The organism is Plantactinospora sp. DSM 117369, from assembly GCF_053764795.1.
The window spans coordinates 4,017,823-4,033,543 of the sequence record NZ_CM132446.1 but is presented as its reverse complement, the minus strand read 5'-3'; the positions used below and the strand labels follow the sequence as shown (position 1 = coordinate 4,033,543).

The following is a 15,721-nucleotide window of genomic DNA, read 5'->3' as shown; positions in this document are numbered from 1 at the left end:
GCGGTGACAGCCACGCCGGTCCGGGCGGGACGGCAGCGACCGACACCAACCCAGGCGGGACGGCAGCGGTGCGCCGGTCCGGGCGGGACGGCAGCGGTGCGCCGTCCCGCCCGGAGGCCGCTCAGCGCAGCCCGTACGCCCGGATCACGGTCTGGGTGACCGCGCTGCCGGACCGGTCGGTGGCCCGGACCCGCAGCGACACCGTGCCCTTTCGGGCCGGAACGCTCGCCTGGTAGGCGTTGCCGTACCCGGTCACCCGGACCGACCGCCAGGTGGCGCCCTCGTCGAAGGAGACCTCGGCGGTCAGCCTGGTCCCGCTCGCGGTGGCGTGACCGTCCTGGTGCCGGACGTGCAGCCCGACGGTGTGCGGCCGGCCGCTGGCCCGCCCGGTCAGGTCCACCGGCGCGGCGTAGTCGACCTGCAACAGCGGCAGGGGCCGGGCCTCGTCGCCGGACCGCTGCCCGGAACGGAACTCCCACACCGTCTCGGTACGGGTGCCCCAGACCCACTCCTCGCCACCGCGCTCGGTGGTCAGGGCCAGCCGGTAGCCGGCCTCGGGCCCGGTGGTGGGCACGTCCTGCCGGGCGTCGGGCAGCTCGGCCAGCAGCTTCCCGTCGCGCCACAGCGTGGCACCCACCCGGGACGTCTCGCCGATCGTGTAGTGGCCTTCGGCGTCGACGAACTCCGGCACCCGCAGGGCGAGAGTGTTCCCGGTGCGGGTGGAGACCAGCTCCGGTATCCCGCGCGGCGAGGCCGGGCGGACCACCGGAGCGAGCCAGGTCTCCTCGGCCCTACGGGCACGGTAGCTGGTCGGCCGCTCGGCCATCCCGCTGGCGAGCGGGCCCATCTCGTTCCACGGCCACTCGTGGCTCACCCGGTGCTGCCAGACCGAGTCGCCGGTGGTCACCCACTCCTCGCGCTCCTTCGGGGTGGCCACGAACCGGGACGTGTCGTTCCATGCATAGGTCTGCCAGGGGCGCCATCCGAACCGCTGCTCCTTCGCCCAGGGGAATCCGCCGTTGTCGGCGTACCGGGTGGTGATCCGTGTCGAGTTGGTCGGGGTCACCCGGTAGACGATCCGATCCGGGATCCGGTTCCGCTCCACGTGCTGCACGTCGTAGAGATAGGGGCTGGAGGTGGTCAGGGTGAGGTCCAGCGTCGCCCGTCCCTGCTGTGCCCGGGCGATCAGCCGCTGGCCGTCGTCGTGCGCCACCGCCAGCATCGGGATCGGCTCCCGGTCGCCGAGGGGCCGCCACACCGTCCACGCCGACCAGTCCGCCGGGCGCACCATCAGGGTCAGCGCCGCGCCGGCCCGGGCCGCCGCCGCGGTCACCTCGCTCTCGCTCGGCGCGTCCTCCCCGCCCGGTTCGTTGCTGGACTCGATGAGTACCGCCGCGCCGCGCACCTTCGCCTCGGCCAGTTCCTCCGGGGTGCCCCGGCCGGCGTGGACGAGGGGGAACCGACGGGTGCCGTCGTACGCCGGGGACTGCCCGGTCAGGTTGATGTCGAACGGACCGGAGACCCCGGCGACCTCCGCGCGCACCATCGGCGCGACGAGCTGCCACCGGGACGAGAACTCGTACTGCCCACTGGTCAGCTTGCCGGTCGGGGTGACGTTTACCTGCTGGATCGTGCTGAAGTGCATGGTGCCGTGGCTGATCTGCCGACCGGTGCCGGTGACCCGGTGCGAGTAGTAGCTCAGCACGGCCTGCTGCTCGGCCGGCCGGGGCGTCTCGATCCGGATCGGGGTGCCCTTGCGGGCGTCGAGCAGCACCTCGATGTCCCGGTCGACGCGCAGTTCCGGATCAGTGATCAGGGTGGCCTGCTCGTCGAGTACGCCGCCGTCCTCGATCAGCGCGTGCAGCAGGTAGTTACCCTCGCCGACCTCGATGGTTCTGCTCTCACCCTCCCACAGGAAGTTCAGGTTGTCCCAGCGGTAGTTGTCGCCCATCAGGGCGATGACCGGCACCGCCACCGGCTGGCCGGCCCGGCCGACCGCGCGAAGGGTGACCTTGTGCCGGGGGCCGTCCAGGCTCACCCCCACCGCCGTGCTGACGAGCACGCCGCCCGGCCCGGTCGCGGTGATCCAGCCGCCGAAGAGTCCCCGGTCCAGCTTCGCCAGGTCGACGGTGACGGGTACCTCGACCGACCCTCCGGCCGGCACGGTGACCGTACCGGAACCGGTCGTCACGGCATCGGTCTCGGGCACGTCGGTGGCGACGTTCGCCACCTCGACGGCGAGGCTGAGGGTGACCGGCGCCGGCCCGGCGTTGGTGTACGTGACGACCTTGCCGACCGGCACCGCAGCCGCACCCGCCCGGGCGGTGGCGGCGGTGTCCGGGTCGGTGTGCAGGCCGAAGTCGACCTGGCTGCTGGCGTATACCCGCTGGCTGGCCGCGCGGGCGACGTCCACCCGGCCGGTGCCCTGGTCGAACACCGACAGCTCCGGGTTCGTCCGGGCGGTGCTGACCAGCGCGTCCTTCAGCCGCGCCGGCGACCACTCCGGATGGGCCTGGGCCAGCAGCGCGGCCGCACCCGCCACGTGCGGCGTCGCCATCGAGGTGCCGGAGGCGGCGGTGTACCGGTCGTCGACCGGGGTGCCCATGCCGGTGCCGGCGGCGCGGGCGGCCACGATGCCCACCCCCGGGGCGGTGATCTCCGGCTTCAGTCCCTCGTCCCCGAGCCGGGGGCCCCGGCTGGAGAAGTCGGCCAGCGACTCGTCGCGGTCCACCGCGCCGACGGTCAGCGCGGACCGGGCCGCGCCGGGCGTACCGACGGTGTAGTTGGCGCCCTCGTTGCCGGCGGCCACCACGAAGAGGGTGCCGGTGTCGGCGGTGATCCGGTCCAGCGCCTGGCTGAGCGGGTCGGTGCCGTCGGTCGGCCCGCCGCCGAGGCTCATGTTGACCACCGCCGCGCCCTGCTCGGCGGCCCACTCCATCCCGGCGATGATCCAGGAGTCGTAGCCGACGCCGTCGTCACCGAGCACCTTGCCGGCCAGCAGGCTCGCGCCGGGGGCCACCCCCTTGCGGGTACCGCCGGATCCGGCGCCGGTGCCGGCCACGGTCGCCGCGACGTGCGTACCGTGTCCGTGCTGGTCGGTGGCGTCCGGGCTGCTGGTGAAGTTCTGCGCCGTCACCTTGCCGGTCAGGTCCGGGTGGGTCTGGTCGACCCCGGTGTCCAGCACCGCCACCTTCACTCCGGAACCGTCCAGGCCCGCCTGCCAGGCGGCCGGGGCGCCGATCTGGGCGACGCTGCGGTCCAGCACCGGCCGGACCCGGCCGTCCAGCCAGATCTGGCTGATCCCGGCGCCGAGCGCGGGTGTGCCGGCGGAGCGGGCCGAGCCGGCCGGGGCGGCCGGGCTGACCGCCTGCCAGAAGCCGGCCAGCGAGTCCTTCCCGGCCGCCAGCGCGGCGCCGCCGATGCTGCTCAGCGGCCGGGTGTTCGTCGTACCGGCCAGGGTGCGGGCGCCGGCGGCGGGGTTCTGGTAGCGGACGATCAGCGGCAGGCTGGCCGCGGCGCCGTCCGCGTACCCGTCGGCGATCAACTCCTCGACGTCGAACAGGTCCGCGTCCAGAGTGCCCGCCGAGACGTACGGCACGACGTCGCTGGGCAGTACCCGCAGCCCGCCGTCCACCTCGATGGTGTGGAAGGTGATCCGTTCCCGTCCGGCCGCCGGGCGGACCGAGGCCGCGTACCGACCGGCGCCGGCCGGCGAGACCTCGACGACGTCGCCGGTGATCAGGGTGACCCGCGACCCGGCGGCGGCCGCACCGAGCGCGGCCAGCGACCCGGTGACCGGGGGTACGGTCGACGGAGGCGCGGCGGTCGCCGGTGGTGGCCCGGCGGCGGTGAGTGCGAGTACGGCGGCCAGAACGGCAGCGGTACGACGCAGCGGAGATGACATGGCGGGGTCTCCTTCGACTCTCGCGAAGACGCCGTCAACGGCGACAGTCGGAGTCTGTGGCCGGAGCATTTCCTTGGTCAGCAACCTGCGGTGCCGCAGAGGCGACATGGCGCCAAGTGGACACCCGGCCGCCACGGCGGGTACCTCCGGCATTCACCCAGCGGATAGCCTCCCCGGGGAACAGACAGTACAGCGTTGGATGTACTATCGCGGGATGGAGACGCTGACGCACGGCGAGGTACTGGCCCGGTTCGGTCACGCGCTGTCGGACCCGACGCGGGCGCGACTGTTGTTGGCCCTGCGGGACGGGCCCGGCTACCCGGCCGAGCTGGCCGAGTTGCTGGGCACCACCCGGCAGAACCTGTCGAACCATCTCGGCTGCCTGCGCGGCTGCGGCCTGGTGGTGGCCGTACCGGAGGGTCGCCGGACCCGCTACGAGCTGGTCGATGCCCGGATGGCGCACGCGCTGGGCGATCTGCTCGGCCTGGTGCTGGCGGTGGATCCGGCCGCCTGTCCCGACGCCACGACGAAGGGTTGCTGCTGATGGCCGCGCCGCTGCGGCTCGAACCGCCCGGGCCGGCGCCGGCCCGCCGCGCCCTGCTCGCTCGACGGATCCGGCTGCTGGTCGCGGCGACGATCACCTACAACGCCGTCGAGGCGGCGGTGGCGATCACCGCCGGCACCCTCGCCTCGTCGACCGCCCTGATCGGATTCGGTCTGGACTCGGTGATCGAGGTTTCCTCGGCGGCGGCCGTGGCCTGGCAGTTCGCCGGCCGCGACCCGCAGTCCCGGGAGAGGATCGCGTTGCGGATCATCGCGGTCTCGTTCTTCGCCCTCGCCGGCTACGTGACGGTCGAGTCGGTACGCGCCCTCGTCGGCGGCGCCGAGGCCGCACACTCCACCGTCGGTCTCGGGCTGGCCGCGCTGTCACTGGCGGTCATGCCGCTGCTGTCGTACGCGCAGCGTCGCGCCGGCCGCGAACTCGGCTCCCGCTCGGCGGTCGCCGACTCCAAGCAGACCCTGCTCTGCACCTACCTGTCGGCGGTACTACTGGTCGGGCTCGGCCTCAACAGCCTGTTCGGCTGGTCCTGGGCCGACCCGGTCACCGCGCTGGTCATCGCGGCCGTCGCGGTCCGGGAGGGGCGCGAGGCATGGCGCGGCGACACCTGCTGCGCCGTCCCGCTGACCGCGTCCCCGGCCACCGAGCGGTCCGCCGCCACGACCGCCGACGACGCGTGCGGTTGCCCACCGGACTGCTCCTGCTGTCGGGACTGACAGCCTGCGGCGCACAGGCTTTCGCCGACCGACAAGGTGCCGGTCGGGGCTCGGTCGCCGTGGCCCGTCCACCCGGACCGGCACTGTCAGGAGGTCCCGTCGCCGCCCGGACGCCTCGGACGGCCCCGACGATCCACTCCACCCCGGGGCTCGTCCACGGCCTCGAAGCTGTCCCCCGGCGTACCTCCGGCCCGGCGCACCTCCTGCTCCGCCTCGTCATGCGGTAGCCCGGTCGTTCCGAGCAGGTCGGTGGCGATGGCGCGGACCTGCGCGACCACCACACTGCCGGAGAAGCCCAGACCCTGCCGGTAGGCGGCGCTCGCCTGTTCCACGGCGTGGCACACCAGTTCCACGGCCCCCTTCGGCATCGAACCGCGGCGAAGATCGCGCTGCACCACCTTCGCCGCCTCCGCCAGACCACAGAGTGAAGCCACGAGTTCCTTCGGCGCCGGTTCGTCGTCGCGCAGCAGGGTCACCGCCCGCCGGGTCAGCACCCGGGCGTTACGGACGGCGCGCTCGATGTACTCCGCAGCCTTCACGTACTGCTGCAACGCGGCACGGGACCGCCAGCGCAGCGGCGCGATGGTGGCGGCCTCCCGCCCCTGGGGCAGCACCTCGTAGAACTCGTCGAGCTTCTCCTCACCACGCGTCAGCGCCGCCAGCGCCTCCTGCACGGGATCCTGATCGCGCTCCGCAAGGCCCCGGGCGGTCACCGTGAGTCCCTCGACGAGTACGTTGAGAGCCGGTCGAGCGACCCGCGACACCACGGTCACCGGGTTCACCGGCAGCAGCAGGGCCATCACCGCCAGCGCTACGGCGCCGCCGATCAACGCGTCGACCAGACGGGTGAAGTAGATGCCCTCCGTCGGCGGTCGCAACGTGGCCACCAGTACCGACGAGGTGGCGGCCTGGGACACTATCCCCGCCGATCCACCGGCCAGAATCGTTACCGTCATGGCCAGGGCGGCCCCCACGCCGATCTGCCACGATCCCGTCCCGATCACATAGATGAGCCCGTCGCCGACCGCGATACCGGCCGTCACGCCCAACACCAGCTCCACCGCCCGGCGCAGGCGCTGACCGGCCGATATCCCGAGGGTGACCATGGCCGCGATCGGGGCGAACACCGGCTGCGGGTTGCCGATCAGCTCGGCGGCCAGGAACCAGGCCAGCGCCGCCGACACGGCGCTCTGCGCCACCACCACCTCGACCGCCCGCAGTTGGCGCCACCGTTCGACCAGGGCGCCGCGAACTCTGCCGACACGCCGGGTGATCACCACCGCCGCCCGGGCAGTGAACCCTTGTCAGCCTGCACCGCGCGACGCTGACGTACCGCGTCCGACCCTGCGGGCCACCGCGCCACAAGGGGAGGTTGAAGACGGTTCAGTCTGCCGGCCACCACAGTGCCACGATAGGGAGGAACTCGGGATACAGCGGCTGGATCCGGCATATACGGCGTACCGCTACGACGTTCTGATTCCGACTCGAATCATGCTCTCCGGTGCCTGTGCCTGAACCGGCACCCTGCCACCGACCCGCCGCCGGAGCTGCGGTGTTTCCCACCATGGCCTGTCGGCGAGCGCTTGAAGTGCCCTCTGGCGGGAATGCCGGGCCGGTAGGGCAGACGATCATGGGGAGCGAAGAGTGGCAGCGATCGGAATCGGCCCTTCATCGCAGGTCGCGACGGTGGTCGCCTGCCGCGCACCGCACTGCGGGCGCGCTGCGGCAGGTACGGGCGGTTTCCGGGCGGACCCTCCCAGTACCGAACCAACCGAGAGACGGATCATGGAACGGATCGTCACACCGTACGGGCGGCACTCCACCGCCGCGGAGGTCATCGACGGGATCGACCTGTCCGGACGCCGAGCCATCGTCACCGGAGGCGTCTCGGGCATCGGTCTGGAGACGGCGCGGGCACTGGCCAGCGCGGGCGCGCAGGTGACGGTGACCGCCCGGGACGACAACGCCCGCCAGGCAGTGGCCGACATCGTCGGGTCGACCGGAAACCCCGAGGTACGGGTCGCCCGCCTCGAACTGACCGATGTCTCGTCCATCCGGACCTTCGTCGACGAGTGGGAGGGACCGCTGCACATCCTGGTCAACAACGCCGGTGTGATGGCACTGCCCGAGCTGCGCCGGACCGCGCAGGGCTGGGAGGAGCAGTTCGCCGTCAACCACCTGGGCCACCATCTGCTCGCCGTCGGGCTGCGTGACGCTCTGGCCCGGGCCGAAGGCGCCCGGATCGTGTCGGTCAGTTCGAGTGCCCACCACCTCTCCCCCGTCGTTTTCACCGACATCCACTACCTCTCCCGCCCGTATCACCCCCAACTGGCGTACGGGCAGGCGAAGACCGCCGTGGCGCTCTTCGCCGTGGGTGCGGCCAGTCGCTGGGTCGGGCTGGGGATAACGGCCAATGCCCTCAACCCGGGGGCGATCGCCACCGGCCTGCAGCAGTACATCGGCGGTGACCTCGGAGTTCCCGCCGATCTGCAGAAGAGCCCCCAGCAGGGAGCGGCCACCTCCGTCATGCTCGCCACCTCACCGCTGCTGTCCCAGGTGACCGGCCGCTACTTCAACGACTGTGCGGAGGCCACGCCGGTCACCGTCCAGCCCACGGACGAAGCGGAGCTCGCCTCGTCCGTCGCCCACCACGCGATCGACCCGGAGCAGGCAGATCGACTGTGGCGGTTGTGCGACCGGATGGTCAGCTGACCCACGGGCCAGCATCGCGGTCGCCCCGGTGGGCGAGCCGCCGGAGGCGGCCGCCGTCCAGCATCGCCTGGACCGCGTCCGCCAGGTGGTCACCGTCGCGCAGCGGCACCGGAAAGCAGAGCCGGATGTCGGAGTCATGGTTGGGATGTTCCAGCCGGAGCACGATGCCGAACCGGTCCAGCGCCAGCGGACGGATCTGGCGTACCCCGTGGAGCCGGCCCGGCGGTACCAGCCTGGACAGCCGCGCGACCGTCTCGGGATGGTGGTCGTTGAGGTGGCAGAGCAGCTCGGCTTCACTGTCGGCCAGCGGATCCGGGCGGGCGACGGCGAACGCCGCCGGATCGATCGACGCGGTGGTACCGGCGGTGACCAGTTCGGCCGTTGCCAGCTCCAGTACGGCCGGCAGCTCCGCATCGGCGTCGGCGACGCCGTCGGCGACGGTCAACCAGCCGGTGAGAGTCGCCCGGGCCCGGACCCGGTCACGCACCCGGACGGGCGCCAGATCGGTCACCTCGACCAGTGCCACCAGCTCGCCCGACTGCCGCAGGTGCCGGGCGAGGCAGCTCACCGCGGGCAACTCGACGATCAACCGCCCGGCCGGCAGGCGGTGCCGGCCGACCAGGTCCGCCCGGTGTCCGGGCGTGTGCAGGCTCAGCGACTTCGCCGCGACGAGCAGCGAGCGCAGGCGTTCGGCCGGGGAGCCGGCCAGTACGGGAGCGAGCTGGTTGCCAGACATGAACGCCTCCAGTTAGGTTAGCCTCACCTTACACATCAAGAGGTGATGGATGAACCAGGCACGCCCGAAGGTCAGGCGCTCCCGCGCCCTCGGCATCCCCCTCACGCCCAAGTGCGTGCGCTACTTCGAAAACCGCCCCTTCCCGCCAGGGCAACACGGCCGGGCTCGGCGCAAGGAGAGCGACTACAAGGTCCGGCTGCTGGAGAAGCAGCGACTCAAAGCGCAGTACGACCTGCGCGAGGGGCAGTTGCGACGCGCGTTCGACCGCGCGGTGCACCGACCCGGCAAGACCGGTGAAGAACTCCTGATCGACCTGGAGACCCGGCTCGACGCACTGGTCCTGCGGGCCGGCTTCGCCCGCACCATCTACCAGGCCCGCCAGACGGTCACCCACCAGCACGTCACGGTCAACGGCCGGCGCGTCGACCGACCATCGGCCCGGCTGCGGCCCGGCGACACCATCGTGATCGCCGAACGCAGCCGCCACAAGGCGCCGTTCCTCGCCGCCGCCGCCGGCGCACACGCCCCGGCACGCCCCGCGCCGTACCTCGACGTCAACCTGTCGGGCCTGACCGCCCACCTCAACCGGCTGCCCGCCCGCGCCGAGATACCTGTCATCTGCGACGAGCAACTGATCGTCGAGTACTACTCGCGCTGACCGTCCGGAGCCACCGGACCGGCACGACCCCGTCGACCGGTCCGCCCCGACCTGCGGCTGCCCGCCGGACCGCCGCCGGCGGCGAAGACGCCCGACGGGGATGGCACCGACCGGCGCCATCCCCGTCGCGACTGCTGCTACCTGGCCGTGCAGGTCAGGGTCGGCGCGGTGTTCGTGCCGCTCCAGGAACCGTTGAACCCGAAGCTGGTGCTGCCGTTGGCGCTCAACGCGCCGTTGTGACTGGCGTTCGCGGCGGTGACCGACGACCCGTTCGAGGTTATCGACGCGTTCCACGAACTGGTGATGCTCTGGCTGTTGGGCCAGGTCCAGCTCACCGTCCAGCCGGAGATCGCGGCGTTGCCGGCCCGCACCGTGACCTGGGCGCCGAAGCCACCGGCCCACTCGTTCGTCTTCGCGTACGTCGCGGTGCAGGCACCGTTGCCGGCCGGCGGCGGGGTGGTCGGCGGCGGGGTGGTCGGCGGCGGGGTGGTCGGGTTGCCGCCACCGCCGAAGATCACGTCACTGCACAGGTAGTACGGCTGGTCGAGGTGGCTCGCCTGCCAGATCGTGTAGACGACGTGCCGCCCGGTGCGGTTGCCCGCGTTCACCTGGGCCTCGTACAGCCCGGTGGTCGGGTAGCTGTCGGTGCGCAGCACCAGGTCCAGGCTGCCCCAGGTGAGCGGCTGGGTGCTCGGGTCGAAGCCCTGCTTGGTGATGTAGATCAGCAGGTAGTCGGCACCGTGCCGGGCCCCGTCGGTCAGCGTCAGCGTGAAGTTGTTCGGCATCGGCTTGGCGACCCATGCGCCGACCGCGTCCAGCGAGGCGTACAGCCCGCCCTGGGTGCGGCCGCCGCTGCAGAGCTGCCCGTCCGGGACGGCGGCCTGGTGGTTGCCGCCGACGTTCTCCCGGAACAGGCCGTTCCAGTTCCACATCGTGTTGGGGTTCGCCTGCCAGGCCTGGGCACACATCGGGTCGGTCTGTGCCATGTTGGGGTTGAGGTGGTCGTCACCCCAGCGCTCCCAGCATCCGTAGTTCCGCGACGGCGGGTTGGTGACCGACCCGTGCGCCGAGGCCGGGCTGGCCTGGTTGACGACGACCATCGTGAGCCCGGTGACGAGGACGGCGACCGCGGCGAATATCAGATGGCGGGCTGTTCGTGAGGCTTTCATCAGTGCTCCAGCATTCCGCCGACGCCTGTGTCGCTCGACGGGATGCCCTGGCCCACGAGGAAACACGCGCCGACCAACATGAAGAATCTCGGAAACGCAGACAAGACGGAGGTGCTGTCTGCGCTGGCTCGGTGGCTCGGTGGCTCGCGCGATGATCCTACAAGGTACATCCAGGGATGTGAATCTCTTCTTGGAGTTCACCAAGGCGTGGGTGCACTGAACGCGCGGGCTTGCCCGATCACCTGGGGTGTGTGCAATATATTGCATGCCCGTCCCCGAGAACGCGCCGGCGATCGACCGACGCCTGCTACGCGACGACGTCTATCACCGCCTCCGGGACGTCATCGTCGACGGCAGCCTCGCGCCCGGCGAGCAGCTGCGCGACGTGGAGCTGGCGGCCTGGCTCGGCGTCAGCCGTACCCCCGTCCGAGAGGCGTTGTTGCGGCTGGCCGAGGCCGGTCTGGTGGTGGCCCGGCCGGGGCGCTCCACGACGGTGAGCTCGCTGAACCTGCGTGACGTGCGCGACGCCCGCGACGTGGTCGCGGCAATGCACGAGCTGGCCGTACGGGAGGCGGTGGGAAGCCTCAGTCACGCCGACCTTGAGGCGATGCAGGAGGCGAACCGCCGGTTCGGTGCCGCGATAGGGCAGGGCGACGTCGAGGCCGCGTTGCGCGCCGACGACGAGCTGCACGCCATCCCGGTGACCGTGGCCGCGAACCGGGCGCTGGCCGCAGTCCTCGAACAGTTCACCCCGGTGCTGCGGCGAGCCGAACGGCTGCGCTTCTCCTCGCTGGCCGGACGCGCCTCGCTGGCCCGGCACGACGAGCTGATCCGGCTCTGCGCCGCCGGGGACGCGGACCGGGCGGCAGCGGTCGCCTTCGACACCTGGCGCACCCTACCGACCGCCGAGGAGTGATCGTGGCCCTCTCCGACTTCCCACGCCACCGGCTGACCTTCGGGCCGAGCCCGGTCCACCCGCTGCCGCGACTGACCGCCCACCTCGGCGGCGCCTCGATCTGGGCCAAGCGGGAGGATTGCAACGCGGGACTCGCCTACGGCGGCAACAAGACCCGCAAGCTGGAGTACCTCGTCCCGGACATACTGGCGCAGGGCGCCGACACGCTGGTGTCGATCGGCGGATACCAGTCCAACCACACGCGCCAGGTCGCCGCCGTCGCCGCCTCGCTGGGTCTGAAGGCGGTGCTGGTGCAGGAGAACTGGGTCGACTGGCCCGACAGCGTCAGCGACCGGGTCGGCAACATCATGCTGAGCCGCATCATGGGCGCCGAGGTCCGGCTCGACCCGGCCGGATTCGGCATCGGGTTCAAGGACTCGTGGATCCGCGCCATCGAGGACGTGCGGAAACGTGCCGGTACGCCGTACCCGATTCCGGCGGGCGCCTCCGACCACCGGCTCGGCGGCCTCGGATTCGCGAACTGGGCGTACGAGGTCGAGCAGCAGGAACGCGAACTTGGGGTCTTCTTCGACACCGTCGTGGTCTGCTCGGTCACCGGCTCGACCCAGGCTGGCATGATCGCCGGGTTCGCCGCCCTGGAGGAGGCCGGTGGTCGGCGACGCCGGGTCATCGGGATCGACGCAAGCGCGAAAATCGAGGAGACCCGCGCCCAGGTCACCCGGATCGCCACAGCCACGGCCGAACTGATCGGCGTCGCCCGGCCGCTACGCGACGACGAGATCACAGTCCTGGCCGGATGGGCCGGCGACCGGTACGGGATCCCGGTGGAGTCGACCCTGGAGGCGATCCTGCTGACCGGCCGCCTCGAGGGCATGATCATCGACCCCGTCTACGAGGGCAAGTCGATGGCCGGTTTGATCGACCTCGTCACCAGCGGCGAAATCCCGGAGCAGGCCACCGTCCTCTATGCCCACCTGGGCGGCCAGCCTGCGCTGAACGCCTACAGCGGCCTGTTCACCCACACCCGCCCGCCGACCGCCTGACGTCGCCTTCCCCACACCCGCCCGCCGACCGCCTGACGTCGCCACAGCACCCCAGCCGAAGGGCGGACGTCGATCGGGCAGGTCTCCGGCGGCTGGCGCCCGGTGGGACCTACCCGAACAGGCCCTCGGGCGGGAGTAGGCGTCCCTGCTTGACGTGCGAGTAGTCGCGGGCTTCGGCGACCAGGCCCGCTTCGTCGAAGCGCAGCAGGGTGCAGCCGGAAATGGTGAGTGGCTCACCGTCCGGATAGGTCACCGCCCAGTACTCCACGGACGCCAGATCGCCGTCGACCCGCGGTTCACCGAACCAGACCTCGGCCGGCCGGGTCTCCTCGTCGAAGCACTCCTGGACGTAGCTGCGTAGTCCGGCACGGCCACGGTAGGGACGGAACATCGACGCCCAGTGTTCGCCGTCCTCGGCCTGTAGACCGACGATCCCGTCGACATCCTTCGCCGGCCAGCCCTGGGCCCAGACGGTCGCCCACCGTTTGGCGGCGTCGCGCACGTTCATGGTCGGTCCCCTCCCGTGAGAACTGCTGCGCCGGTTTGTAGCACGCGCGTACGACCATTCCGAGCTGGATCCACCGTCCCCACTGCTCCCGGCCGAGCCAGGCCGCACCGGCGCACCGCCGCTGCGCTCGCCTGATCGAGCGCCCCGCCGAGGAAACGGCGAACCTCGCCGTCCGAGAAGAGCCCGACCAGCCCGGCCAGATCTTCCGGAGCGGTCCGGCGGAGAACCACCCGACCGGCGTCGAGCGGTACGGGCAGCCAGGCGACCATCCAACCAGGATCGCACTGCCGCTGTTGCCCGATGAGGGCGCCTGCCGAGCGCGCGGAGCCGATCGACATCCGGCCGGTACGCGGCCCGAACGTCATTCGATGTAGCCTCGTAGGCTGGATCGTGCCCCGACCCCGGACCACCCCAATAGGTGTCCCCGACTGTCCTGCCGCGTTCCCCCATCGCCCAGGTACGGAGAGGATTTGCCGATGATGAAACGCGCCGTTACGTTCACCAAGCACCACACGCCCAACTCACTGCGTGTAGTGGCGCGACGAGTGATGTCTGAGACCCACAACACCAGACTGCGAATCTCGGTTCCGGTAGAGTCGCGAAGCGAATTTGGAAACATCTACCACTGCACGATCCGCAAGACGGCGAGCCAGTGGGTCAAAGCTTTGTTCAGCGATCCCGTCGTCTACCGCTATTCCGGACTACTCCCCTACGATCCGCGCCCCTACAAGTGGCGTTACCCGGAGGCCCTGCCGCCCAACCGCGTGGTCTCGTCCCTCTTCATCTCCTACAAAGGCTTCATGAACCTTCCCAAGCCCGACCCCTATCGGGCGTTCTTCGTCCTCCGCGACCCGCGCGACATCGTCGTTTCGGGTTACTTCTCCTATCGGAGTTCGCACACCGCCATGGGCGACGTTTTGCAGGTGCGGAAAGTGCTGCAGGAGAAGCCGTTCAAGGAGGGCCTGCTTCATGTGATCGATCATCTCGCCGCGAAGGGCACCTTCCGGTCGCTTCGGTCGTGGGCGACCGCTCCGAAGACGGAAGCCATCGGCCTGTTCCGGTACGAGGACTTGACCGGGGAACAGCAGCTGGAGGAAGTGGGTCGGCTGATGCGCCACTGCGGGATTCCCATCCCGCCGTCCGAGCTCGCCGCCCTGGTGTCCCGATACAGCTTCTCGACCATGCGGCGTCGCGTCGAGGCACCCGGGTCGGTTTCCCACTACCGCAAGGGAAAGTCCGGCGATTGGCGTAATCACTTCGACGACGACGTCTACGAGGCCTTCGCCGCGGAGGTGGGTGACCTCGTCGAGGTTCTCGGGTACCCCCCGTACGAACCGTCTCCAGGCGCGCGGCTCGGCCAGGACTCCTGACCGTTCGGCTCAGGCGATGTCGACGGGTGGGTTCGCTACCGGCTGAGTTCGACACGGAGAGGGGTAGCCCGTGCTCCCGGAGAGGGCGGCGTCATTCCTGCGGAACGTGATCCGCGAGATGTTCGAGGCTCAGTCCGATCGCACGGGCCCTCGGGCGTTCGACGGCGTCTTCGAGTGGCAATTCATGATCGGCTGGGACGACGGCGAGCAACTGACCCGCCTCGTCGTGACGGCGTCCCAGTCGGTCTGGTCCGACAGCTTCGGGGCCAAGGTGCGCCCGGTGGTCTTCGTCGCGGTTGGCAGTGACGCACAACCGCACCCGCCGCATGGCAGACGCCCGACGGTTCCCCGCTTCGAGGACCGGCCGGCGGACGTCGATGGTGTCCCCGTGGACGAGCTGCCCGCCACTCCGACCGGCAGTTGGGCCAGGGCCCTGATCGGGCGCTTGGGCGGTGCGGGTGCCCGTCAATGGGAGCACGGTTGGATCAGCTTCACCGTGACCCTGCCCGACGAGCCGCCCTGGGTGCCCGAGACGCCCCGGGGCCGCGGCGGTCGTCCGAGCGCACCGCACCCGGGTGGCGGGACCTGACCGGCGGCTGTCGTGCCCGCTGCCGCCCAGGAAGCGGCGGGGCGGCCGGGCGCGCGGCACCCGCTCTGTCGGCTCGGTCCGGCGTACCGGGCCCGGCTGGGTCACCCCCGCTCGGCGAACCCGGCGGCCTCCGGCCGGCGTACGATCCGGGCCGGCGGGCGCAGCAGGTGCCGGTGCGGCAGCGCCTCCGGCGGATACCCGGTCACCTCGACGGGTAGCTTCCGTTGCAGGATCGCGCGGTGCAGGGTGGCCAGTTCGGCGCCCGGCTCGATCCCGTACCCGGTGATCAGCGCGACCCGGGCCCTCCGGTACGCGTCGAGCGCCCCCGCCAGGTCTCCGCTGCGGTAGCAGGCCACCATGAGCTGTCCCCAGGCCCGCTCCCGATGCGGATGGTCGCCGAGAAACTCGTGCAGCATCGCCTGGGCCGCTTCGTACTCCCCGCGCTTGACCAGCACGTCCGCGTACTCCTCCACATCGACGGTGAGCCGCACCCGGGACGGCGGGACGAGCTGCCATCCGGAGCCGTCACGTATCAGGTCGGCGCGGTCGGCCAGCCATGCCCGCAACCCGGACAGGTAGCTGCGCAGGTTGGCCGGGGCCGACCGGGGCGCCTCCGGTCCCCACAGTTCGGCCGCCATCCTGCTGCGCGACACGGCGCCGCCGTCGAGCAGCATCAGGACGAGGATCCGGCACCGGTTGCCGACCGGCGCCGCGACCGGCTCCCCGTCCTGACGGATGTCCAACGGCCCCAACGGTCCGACCGCGAGTTCCATCGCGACCGCTCCCTCCCCCGGTTGCCGTGGAGCACCGTCTACTCAGGATCACATGGCCGCGGTGGAGG

The 15,721-nt window shown here is 71.3% G+C and carries 14 protein-coding genes; 8 read left to right on the top strand and 6 right to left on the bottom strand.

All coding sequences use genetic code 11. The features are described 5' to 3' along the window. Window positions 1–121: 121 nt before the first annotated feature. Entirely contained in the window at window positions 122–3,904 is a 3,783-nt protein-coding gene (locus ACSMXO_RS17530; RefSeq protein WP_455418578.1) for a S8 family peptidase, read from the bottom strand. 214 nt (window positions 3,905–4,118) lie between these two features. Here ACSMXO_RS17530 and ACSMXO_RS17525 point away from each other — a divergent pair, with 214 nt between their 5' ends. Both ACSMXO_RS17525 and ACSMXO_RS17520 read left to right on the top strand, forming a co-directional pair. Continuing rightward, window positions 4,119–4,448 (top strand): ArsR/SmtB family transcription factor, encoded by a 330-nt coding sequence (locus ACSMXO_RS17525; RefSeq protein WP_455418577.1) that lies wholly within the window; start codon window positions 4,119–4,121, stop codon window positions 4,446–4,448. Then, a complete protein-coding gene (locus ACSMXO_RS17520; protein ID WP_455418576.1) occupies window positions 4,448–5,179 on the top strand; it encodes a cation diffusion facilitator family transporter in 732 nt (243 codons plus the stop codon). The genes ACSMXO_RS17525 and ACSMXO_RS17520 overlap by 1 nt, the downstream gene beginning before the upstream one ends. Window positions 5,180–5,265: 86 nt before the next feature. Here the strand turns inward: ACSMXO_RS17520 and ACSMXO_RS17515 are convergent, their stop codons facing one another. Further along, the gene (locus ACSMXO_RS17515; RefSeq protein WP_455418575.1) at window positions 5,266–6,456 is read right to left on the bottom strand and encodes an FUSC family protein; all 1,191 of its coding nucleotides are present in this window, start codon (window positions 6,454–6,456) and stop codon (window positions 5,266–5,268) included. A 508-nt stretch (window positions 6,457–6,964) separates the two neighbouring features. Between ACSMXO_RS17515 and ACSMXO_RS17510 the strand changes: the two genes are divergently transcribed. Then, on the top strand, window positions 6,965–7,891 hold the full coding sequence (locus ACSMXO_RS17510; RefSeq protein WP_455418574.1) for an SDR family NAD(P)-dependent oxidoreductase: 927 nt from the start codon (window positions 6,965–6,967) through the stop codon (window positions 7,889–7,891). Here the strand turns inward: ACSMXO_RS17510 and ACSMXO_RS17505 are convergent. Further along, a complete protein-coding gene (locus ACSMXO_RS17505) occupies window positions 7,884–8,627 on the bottom strand; it encodes a DUF2470 domain-containing protein (protein WP_455418573.1) in 744 nt (247 codons plus the stop codon). The two genes, ACSMXO_RS17510 and ACSMXO_RS17505, sit on opposite strands and share 8 nt — an antisense overlap. Before the next feature lie 49 nt (window positions 8,628–8,676). Between ACSMXO_RS17505 and rpsD the strand changes: the two genes are divergently transcribed. Further along, window positions 8,677–9,285, top strand: coding sequence for a 30S ribosomal protein S4 (rpsD, locus tag ACSMXO_RS17500; RefSeq protein ID WP_346260210.1), 609 nt, complete (start codon window positions 8,677–8,679; stop codon window positions 9,283–9,285). 137 nt (window positions 9,286–9,422) lie between these two features. Here the strand turns inward: rpsD and ACSMXO_RS17495 are convergent, their stop codons facing one another. Continuing rightward, window positions 9,423–10,454 (bottom strand): lytic polysaccharide monooxygenase auxiliary activity family 9 protein, encoded by a 1,032-nt coding sequence (locus ACSMXO_RS17495; RefSeq protein ID WP_455418572.1) that lies wholly within the window; start codon window positions 10,452–10,454, stop codon window positions 9,423–9,425. 265 nt (window positions 10,455–10,719) lie between these two features. Between ACSMXO_RS17495 and ACSMXO_RS17490 the strand changes: the two genes are divergently transcribed. Both ACSMXO_RS17490 and ACSMXO_RS17485 read left to right on the top strand, forming a co-directional pair. Next, window positions 10,720–11,370, top strand: a complete 651-nt coding sequence (locus ACSMXO_RS17490) for a GntR family transcriptional regulator (protein ID WP_346260208.1) — start codon at window positions 10,720–10,722, stop codon at window positions 11,368–11,370. Window positions 11,371–11,372: 2 nt separating this feature from the next. Next, the gene (locus ACSMXO_RS17485) at window positions 11,373–12,413 is read left to right on the top strand and encodes a 1-aminocyclopropane-1-carboxylate deaminase (RefSeq protein ID WP_455418571.1); all 1,041 of its coding nucleotides are present in this window, start codon (window positions 11,373–11,375) and stop codon (window positions 12,411–12,413) included. A gap of 109 nt (window positions 12,414–12,522) precedes the next feature. Here ACSMXO_RS17485 and ACSMXO_RS17480 read toward each other — a convergent pair whose 3' ends face one another. Then, complete coding sequence (locus ACSMXO_RS17480) at window positions 12,523–12,921, bottom strand: nuclear transport factor 2 family protein (protein ID WP_455418570.1); 399 nt, start codon at window positions 12,919–12,921, stop codon at window positions 12,523–12,525. A gap of 476 nt (window positions 12,922–13,397) precedes the next feature. On the opposite strand from ACSMXO_RS17480, the gene ACSMXO_RS17475 reads away from it, so the two are divergent. Together ACSMXO_RS17475 and ACSMXO_RS17470 are read left to right on the top strand one after the other, a co-directional pair. After that, window positions 13,398–14,291, top strand: coding sequence for a sulfotransferase domain-containing protein (locus tag ACSMXO_RS17475; protein ID WP_455418569.1), 894 nt, complete (start codon window positions 13,398–13,400; stop codon window positions 14,289–14,291). A gap of 70 nt (window positions 14,292–14,361) precedes the next feature. Beyond that, window positions 14,362–14,880, top strand: a complete 519-nt coding sequence (locus ACSMXO_RS17470; protein WP_455418568.1) for a hypothetical protein — start codon at window positions 14,362–14,364, stop codon at window positions 14,878–14,880. A 101-nt stretch (window positions 14,881–14,981) separates the two neighbouring features. Here the strand turns inward: ACSMXO_RS17470 and ACSMXO_RS17465 are convergent, their stop codons facing one another. Further along, window positions 14,982–15,653, bottom strand: coding sequence for an AfsR/SARP family transcriptional regulator (locus ACSMXO_RS17465; protein ID WP_455418567.1), 672 nt, complete (start codon window positions 15,651–15,653; stop codon window positions 14,982–14,984). Window positions 15,654–15,721 lie beyond the last annotated feature (68 nt).

What these genes read in the sequence shown, in the direction of transcription:
- ACSMXO_RS17520 (WP_455418576.1), top strand. Translation starts at nt 4,448, where the DNA reads ATGGCCGCGCCGCTGCGGCTCGAACCGCCCGGGCCGGCGCCGGCCCGC.
- ACSMXO_RS17490 (WP_346260208.1), top strand. Translation starts at nt 10,720, where the DNA reads ATGCCCGTCCCCGAGAACGCGCCGGCGATCGACCGACGCCTGCTACGC.
- ACSMXO_RS17480 (WP_455418570.1), bottom strand. Translation starts at nt 12,921, where the DNA reads ATGAACGTGCGCGACGCCGCCAAACGGTGGGCGACCGTCTGGGCCCAG.
- ACSMXO_RS17510 (WP_455418574.1), top strand. Translation starts at nt 6,965, where the DNA reads ATGGAACGGATCGTCACACCGTACGGGCGGCACTCCACCGCCGCGGAG.
- ACSMXO_RS17505 (WP_455418573.1), bottom strand. Translation starts at nt 8,627, where the DNA reads ATGTCTGGCAACCAGCTCGCTCCCGTACTGGCCGGCTCCCCGGCCGAA.
- ACSMXO_RS17530 (WP_455418578.1), bottom strand. Translation starts at nt 3,904, where the DNA reads ATGTCATCTCCGCTGCGTCGTACCGCTGCCGTTCTGGCCGCCGTACTC.
- ACSMXO_RS17475 (WP_455418569.1), top strand. Translation starts at nt 13,398, where the DNA reads ATGATGAAACGCGCCGTTACGTTCACCAAGCACCACACGCCCAACTCA.
- rpsD (WP_346260210.1), top strand. Translation starts at nt 8,677, where the DNA reads ATGAACCAGGCACGCCCGAAGGTCAGGCGCTCCCGCGCCCTCGGCATC.
- ACSMXO_RS17495 (WP_455418572.1), bottom strand. Translation starts at nt 10,454, where the DNA reads ATGAAAGCCTCACGAACAGCCCGCCATCTGATATTCGCCGCGGTCGCC.
- ACSMXO_RS17525 (WP_455418577.1), top strand. Translation starts at nt 4,119, where the DNA reads ATGGAGACGCTGACGCACGGCGAGGTACTGGCCCGGTTCGGTCACGCG.
- ACSMXO_RS17465 (WP_455418567.1), bottom strand. Translation starts at nt 15,653, where the DNA reads ATGGAACTCGCGGTCGGACCGTTGGGGCCGTTGGACATCCGTCAGGAC.